Source organism: Pseudomonas serboccidentalis, assembly GCF_028830055.1.
GTDB lineage: Bacteria > Pseudomonadota > Gammaproteobacteria > Pseudomonadales > Pseudomonadaceae > Aquipseudomonas > Aquipseudomonas serboccidentalis.
This window is the reverse complement of record NZ_CP101655.1, coordinates 5,273,386-5,279,482: the sequence shown is the minus strand read 5'-3', so window position 1 is coordinate 5,279,482 and position 6,097 is coordinate 5,273,386. Positions and strand designations below refer to the sequence as shown.

The following is a 6,097-nucleotide window of genomic DNA, read 5'->3' as shown; positions in this document are numbered from 1 at the left end:
ACGCTTCAGATCTCTCGTCAGCGGGAGGCGAATAATACAGGACTGAATTTACTGGTCAACCCCCTTCGAGAAATTCTTTTCAAAACAATGGACTAAACACGCCACGACAACTGATGCCGCCGTCAGCATCAGATCGAAGACAGACCTCAAGCCCCCTGTTTCAGGTTATTTCGATGCGACAACGCCCATTGTGCCCTGGTCAGCCCGTAACACTTGCACAGGGCGGGCGTTGCCGACAGTCTCAGCTCGGCGTCATATAAATGCACCGCGCCGATCTTCAGGGCGGCTTTCTGCGAGCGGATGTTCGAAGGTGCGATGTGCAAATAGACAGTGTCGTACGTCTCGAAGGCATGCTCCACCATCAGACGCTTCAGTTCGCGATTGGCCTCCCCTCCCCATTTCGCCCGGATTAAAAAGGTGTACCCGATGGCGATGCTCTCCGGTAAGTCAGGCGGTATATAGAAGCTGGACGTCCCGACGATCTGCCCCGACTCGATGTCGATGACTGCAAGCGCTTGGCCGGTGGCCAGGCGAGCGGCGAAGTAAGCTGCAAACACCTGCCGCTCATGACGGTCGCAGGCAGGATGGTCGACCCAGATGAAAGGATCGCTGGCTGCCAGATACAGCCCTTCAAAATCACTGTCGGCCAGTGGCCTGAGCCTCAGCGTGCTCCCGCACAAAACAGGTTGCCTATCGAAGTCGCTCACAAGATCAGGCTCCTTTCCAGATGAGTCATGGGAATGGAGCCAGTCTAGGGCGACAGCTCAGCAAGGAAAGATCCAATGTGACTGCTATTAATGGAGCCATCACCGACGACCATCGTCTGCAGCAGACTTCATCGATGATGCACAGGGTATGATCAGCCCCAACCAACACCTCGGACCTACCTTATGCCCGACTCCCGGATTCGCCCAACCCCCGCGCCCTTGCTCAATCCGGGCGAGACCGTGGTTCTGTTCGACGGAGTCTGCAAGCTGTGTAACGGCTGGGCAAGGTTCCTGATTCGCCATGACCACCAGCACCGGGTGCGCCTGGCCGCAGTGCAATCGCCCGAAGGCCAGGCATTGCTGGCATGGGCCGGTCTGCCGGTGGACCAGTTTGACACCATGGCGGTGATTCGCGACCGGCATTACTGGGTGCGCTCGGATGCGTTCTTCGAAATCGTCGCGCAACTGCCTGCCCGTTGGTGGCCGGCCCGACTGCTGCGCATTGTCCCACGGGCACTTCGGGACTGGACCTACGACTGTGTGGCGCTGAATCGCTACCGGATCTTCGGCAAGTACGACACCTGCCTGTTGCCCGATCCCGATCACGAACGACGCTTCTTAAAGGCGCCGGTGTGAATCCCCTGCTACATCAGCAGTCCGAGCCACTGTGCCGGCGTCATCTTCGTCACCATCATCAAGACAATCACGAACATCCCCAGAAAGCCGAAAACGCCCATCCAGAACCACTGGCGGTAAACAGCCTGGTAATCGGCATCAAGCCCCGCCCCACGTTCGACCGCGCTCACCGCCATCCCCTGCAAGCGCTTTTGCAACACCAGCACCGGTAACCAGAGCGAGCCCACTATAAAGAAGAGGATCAGCGAGACCAGTACCCACTCTGTAGTCAGCGGCAGTCCACTGAGTCTCGTCAACATATAGCCCGTCAGGATCTGAATGAAGCCCGCCGGTGTGGTGATCCAGGCGTCGTAGCGCACGACCATTCTCGCCACATGCGCAATCACCTGCGGGTTGGCCGCGCGACTGGCAGCGATCAGGTAGAGATAGGACCCCATGCCGAAACCGAACAGGAAAATCGCGGCAATGACATGCACGTACTTCAGGCCCAGATACAGCATGCTCAGCGCTGCCCGTCAGAGAAATGCACGGACAGACTCAGGTTCTGCGGATCGTTGATCGCGGCCATGTACTCGTCGACGCTGATTTCGCCCACGCAAGGACGGGCGCCGGGTTCGGGCAAATAACCTCGGGCGATCTTCGCAGCCAGTGCGACGGCAGCACAACTCGGGATCTCCGGCCCTTTGTCATTCAACGCAGTGAGTTGCGCCGACATCGACAACGTCTGGTCATCCAGACCGACACCCCGCACATCTATATACATCGCACTTTTGCCATCGCCGAAACGTTCGAACCACGTCCCCCAGCGATGCAACCTCGCGGCCCAGGGTGCATGGTCACGCACCAGGCCCTTCCTCATCGCCAGAGCAAACAGATAATTCGCCACACCGCCGAGTTTGAGGCCGGCACCCGCCTTGAAGCTCAGAGTGTGCGCACCATAGCGGCTGGCAAAAATGTCCATGTCCGGCACATCGACATTAGCCAATGCACGAGTGCCCAGCCCCTGCAGCTTGCGCAGGGTCAGGTCCTCCCACCCCATCACCTCATGCACCTGACCATTCCTTAACTGACGGATCGGCTTGCCGGCGTATGCGAGCACGCCTTCGACCGTCGATAACCCCGGCATCTTGGCCGATGAGGAAATACCGTGTTCGATCGAGTCGATGCGTTTGAAGCGATAGCGCTGTTCATCGATGATCGCTGACGAAAGCGTCGGCACCGAGCTGCAACCACTGAGGATCGCGACACCCGCCTGCCGGGCTCGGGCATCGAGGACGCCGATGCCATTGACGAACGTCCGGCAGTCCGCCAGATCGCAATAGTTGACGTGCGCTTCGATGCAGCGCTCGGCCACCGCATAGGATTGCCCCTGAAACGGGCCACCGGTGTGAACCACCAGTTGAATGTTCATCGCGCGCAAGGCGGAGGCGAAACCGGCGCCCATGGCATCACCGCACCAGCTCTCGCAGGCCGGGCCCAGTTCAGCGACCTTGCGCGCCAGCTTCTGAGGATCGCGCCCCGAGATCGCGAGTTCGACGTCCGGCATGTCGATCAAATGCCGACAAACGATACTGCCAAAGTTTCCATACCCGCCAACCACCAACACCCTGAGTGCCATCAACGCTTCCCTGAACGATTGAAAAACCGGCCCACCATCGGGCTCGGCGCAGCTTCCCCGATATCACCGGGCCAGGCAAGTCTGCCGCCATGGGCGAGAATGGAGTAACGTCTGGGCATCGACAACGGAGGTTGATGTGAGTAAACGAGTTATCGTGATCGGGGCTGGAATCGTCGGCGCGTCACTGGCGTACCACCTCGCCGTAAAAGGTGCGCAAGTCGTCGTGGTCGAGGCGAATGAGGTTGCGTCCGGCGTGACGGGACGTTCCTTCGCCTGGATCAACACGTCACACGGCGGGGCAGATCCTGTTGCGCCATTACGCGCGGCGGCCATCGCAGAATATCGCCGACTTCAATCCGAGTTGCCGGATCTGAACGTTCGATGGACTGGTGCGCTGTCTTACGGTGAGGGCGTGTTTCATGCGCCCTCTATATATAGCGCGCAGATTCTCGACCTTGAGCCCAACCTCAAACACCCTCCAGAACGTGCATTCTTTGCCGCCGATGAAGGCGCGCTGGATGCCGTGCAGGCAACACACATCTTGATCGCGGGCGCTCAAGCCCATGGCGCGACGCTGTTAACGCAGACTCCGGCACTCGGCTTTCAGACATTGAACGGCTCGGTCACTGGCATCATCACTGCGACGGGCAACCTCGATGCCGATATTGTCGTGCTGGCGGCAGGCACCGCGATCCCGCAACTGGCAGATCAGTTGAACGTCACCCTGCCCATCGACGCTTCACCCGCCCTGTTCATCCGCTACAAAACCCAGCCTCATCGGGTAAACACGATCATCTCCAGCCCCGAGATGGAAATCCGGCAGGACGCCGACGGCACGTTGCTGGCGGCGGAGGACTACATAGATGACGCGCCGCACAACAGCGCGCACGCCATCGCGCTGAAAACAGCCAAAGCCATCCAAAACGAACTTCACGGGGTGATTTCCATCGCGCCCGAAGTGGCGTGCGTGGGTCTGCGCCCAATGCCGGCCGATGGCATTCCGATCATTGGCTATCTGTCGAACATCGGCGGCGCATACGTGTGCGCGATGCACCCGGGTGTAACGCTGGCGGCGGTCGTGGGGCGACTGGTTGCCGAGGAAATCGTCGATGCCGCGCCTGCGGCTGCATTAGCGCCCTGTCGTCCAGAACGATTCCAGTCACAGCCCTGATGATCACCCGCTATAACACCCGAGTATCCGATGGATGTCCGGGCCTGAGTCAGGCTCCCCGCAACAGGCCTTCTGCTTATACAGAATTCAGTTGTGTTGCACCGACCGGTTGAATCCACCGCCAATAGCGGACGGAGCTGTGCTATCAATAGGGCTTTGAGTCAGATGGTGAGAAGGCAACCATGAACCACAGCCGAACTGCACTGGTGACAGGTGCAACCAAAGGGATTGGTTTCGCGCTCAGTACCCAACTGAGTCAATCAGGGTGGAATGTGGTCGGCATCGCCAGGCACTCGATCGACTATTTTCCCGGAAAGCTGTTGCTCTGTGATTTAGCCGACACTCAGAAGACGGGCGAGATGCTTGAGAAACTGCTAGAGCGCACGTCTATTGATGCTGTCGTCAATAACGCTGGCATCGCGGCTCCGCAAAGCCTTGAAACTCTTGATCTTGAAACGCTTCAAAAAGTTTTTGACCTGAATGTCAGAGCCTCGGTGCAAGTTACTCAAGCTTGCCTGCCGTCGCTTAAGCGATCTTCTGCTGGACGCATAGTGAATGTGTGCAGCCGTGCCATTTTTGGAGCCCGGGACAGAACAGCCTACGCTGCCGCAAAAAGCGCTTTGGTGGGTATCACTCGTACGTGGGCGCTTGAGTTGGCGCCCATTGGAATTACGGTCAATGCAGTCGCACCTGGCCCTATAGAAACCGAGCTTTTGCGCAAAACCAGACCTGTGGGAAGTGAGGGTGAGCGTCAAATACTGTCCACGATTCCGATGCAAAGACTGGGCATGCCATCAGAAGTTGCCTCTCTGATTACTTTCCTGTTGAGTGCACAAGCATCCTTCGTGACGGGCCAAGTGATCAGCGTCGATGGCGGAGGAAGTCTCGGTGGCAAGTAGCGATACGACGCAGATCGATGCCATCCCCTGCAGCACATGTTCGCGTCTCTGCGAAAATAATTGCGGGTCAGGCTAAGGTTTCAATCACCGTTGACCCGGAGTTCCTGCACAAGATCCCCCAATGACTCCACGGAACCGTGATGACTGCTGGCCGAGCGTTGCGTATCCCACGACATGGCATCGTCAACGCAGAAGTCGCCAGCGCACTGCACGCTCAGATCTTCATCGAGCAAACCGAGTGGAATCCACACGTAAGTCGACCCGCGAAGCGGGTTGGGCACAGTCGAGCCGCATTGCGCGCAGAAGTCGTTCCTGTACCCCCCGGGTTTGACCCAACTGCTGATCGACGCCTGCCCTGCGTCCCAGCGAAAGTCACGCGCGTTGACCAGCGTGGCGAGGTTGTGGCCGACACCCGTTTGCTTGCGGCACAGGGAGCAGTGGCAGCGGTAAAAAAAGCGCGGTTCAACGGCGAGGGAAAAGCGTACCGCGGTGCACAGACACTGCCCTGTTGTCATGGGGTTCTCCTTTGGACGAGCGCTTGCACATCCATGCTGAAGTTTCTTATGTGCAAAGCATTCTAACGATCTACGAGCGCCTGGCGATGACTCAGATGAACAAGCCCGAAGGCGCGCCCGGCAGTCGGGCAAAACCCGGACTATCCACTCGCTTAAGCTAATGCGGACTCACCACAACAACGTCTTGTTTTCGTCAAACTTGCCAGCGACCCGTAAATAGGTTTCAGTCCATCCGCTGCTCATGCTGATCTCTTGCAATGGCCCGGTCGGTGCAAACAAAACCGCTTGAAACTGACTTTAACCTGAACTGATTGGGCGGCCAATCGGCACAGAGGTCGGTTTATCGCAGCCGACGACCAGCGCACCGTTGCTTACTTTCACGGAATCTACACGCCTACCGACCGTAGACAGATAAAGTACGCCAGGCCGTCGACCCGGATGTTCCCGTGGTGCACCTGCGAGGCAAGCGGCAGGTTGCTGCATTTGTCGATGGATTGACCGTCAAGTCCGCGATCTGCCTGGAGTGAACGTGCTTGCCGGCAATCAGTCGG

The 6,097-nt window shown here is 58.3% G+C and carries 7 protein-coding genes; 3 read left to right on the top strand and 4 right to left on the bottom strand.

What is annotated here, in order from left to right; translation table 11 throughout:
• Nucleotides 1-146: 146 nt before the first annotated feature.
• The gene (locus NN484_RS24105; RefSeq protein ID WP_274658091.1) at nucleotides 147-707 is read right to left on the bottom strand and encodes a GNAT family N-acetyltransferase; all 561 of its coding nucleotides are present in this window, start codon (nucleotides 705-707) and stop codon (nucleotides 147-149) included.
• A gap of 183 nt (nucleotides 708-890) precedes the next feature.
• Here NN484_RS24105 and NN484_RS24100 point away from each other — a divergent pair, with 183 nt between their 5' ends.
• Entirely contained in the window at nucleotides 891-1,343 is a 453-nt protein-coding gene (locus tag NN484_RS24100; protein WP_215500778.1) for a thiol-disulfide oxidoreductase DCC family protein, read from the top strand.
• Between the two features lie 8 nt (nucleotides 1,344-1,351).
• Here NN484_RS24100 and NN484_RS24095 read toward each other — a convergent pair whose 3' ends face one another.
• Nucleotides 1,352-1,843, bottom strand: coding sequence for a DUF2269 family protein (locus NN484_RS24095; protein WP_215500779.1), 492 nt, complete (start codon nucleotides 1,841-1,843; stop codon nucleotides 1,352-1,354).
• 2 nt (nucleotides 1,844-1,845) lie between these two features.
• Complete coding sequence (locus NN484_RS24090; protein ID WP_274658090.1) at nucleotides 1,846-2,961, bottom strand: saccharopine dehydrogenase family protein; 1,116 nt, start codon at nucleotides 2,959-2,961, stop codon at nucleotides 1,846-1,848.
• A 136-nt stretch (nucleotides 2,962-3,097) separates the two neighbouring features.
• On the opposite strand from NN484_RS24090, the gene NN484_RS24085 reads away from it, so the two are divergent.
• Together NN484_RS24085 and NN484_RS24080 are read left to right on the top strand one after the other, a co-directional pair.
• Nucleotides 3,098-4,132, top strand: a complete 1,035-nt coding sequence (locus tag NN484_RS24085; protein WP_274658089.1) for an NAD(P)/FAD-dependent oxidoreductase — start codon at nucleotides 3,098-3,100, stop codon at nucleotides 4,130-4,132.
• Between the two features lie 182 nt (nucleotides 4,133-4,314).
• Entirely contained in the window at nucleotides 4,315-5,031 is a 717-nt protein-coding gene (locus NN484_RS24080) for an SDR family oxidoreductase (RefSeq protein ID WP_274658088.1), read from the top strand.
• An 80-nt stretch (nucleotides 5,032-5,111) separates the two neighbouring features.
• On the opposite strand, the gene NN484_RS24075 is transcribed toward NN484_RS24080, so the two are convergent.
• Nucleotides 5,112-5,546 (bottom strand): GFA family protein, encoded by a 435-nt coding sequence (locus tag NN484_RS24075; protein ID WP_274658087.1) that lies wholly within the window; start codon nucleotides 5,544-5,546, stop codon nucleotides 5,112-5,114.
• Between the last annotated feature and the right edge of the window lie 551 nt (nucleotides 5,547-6,097).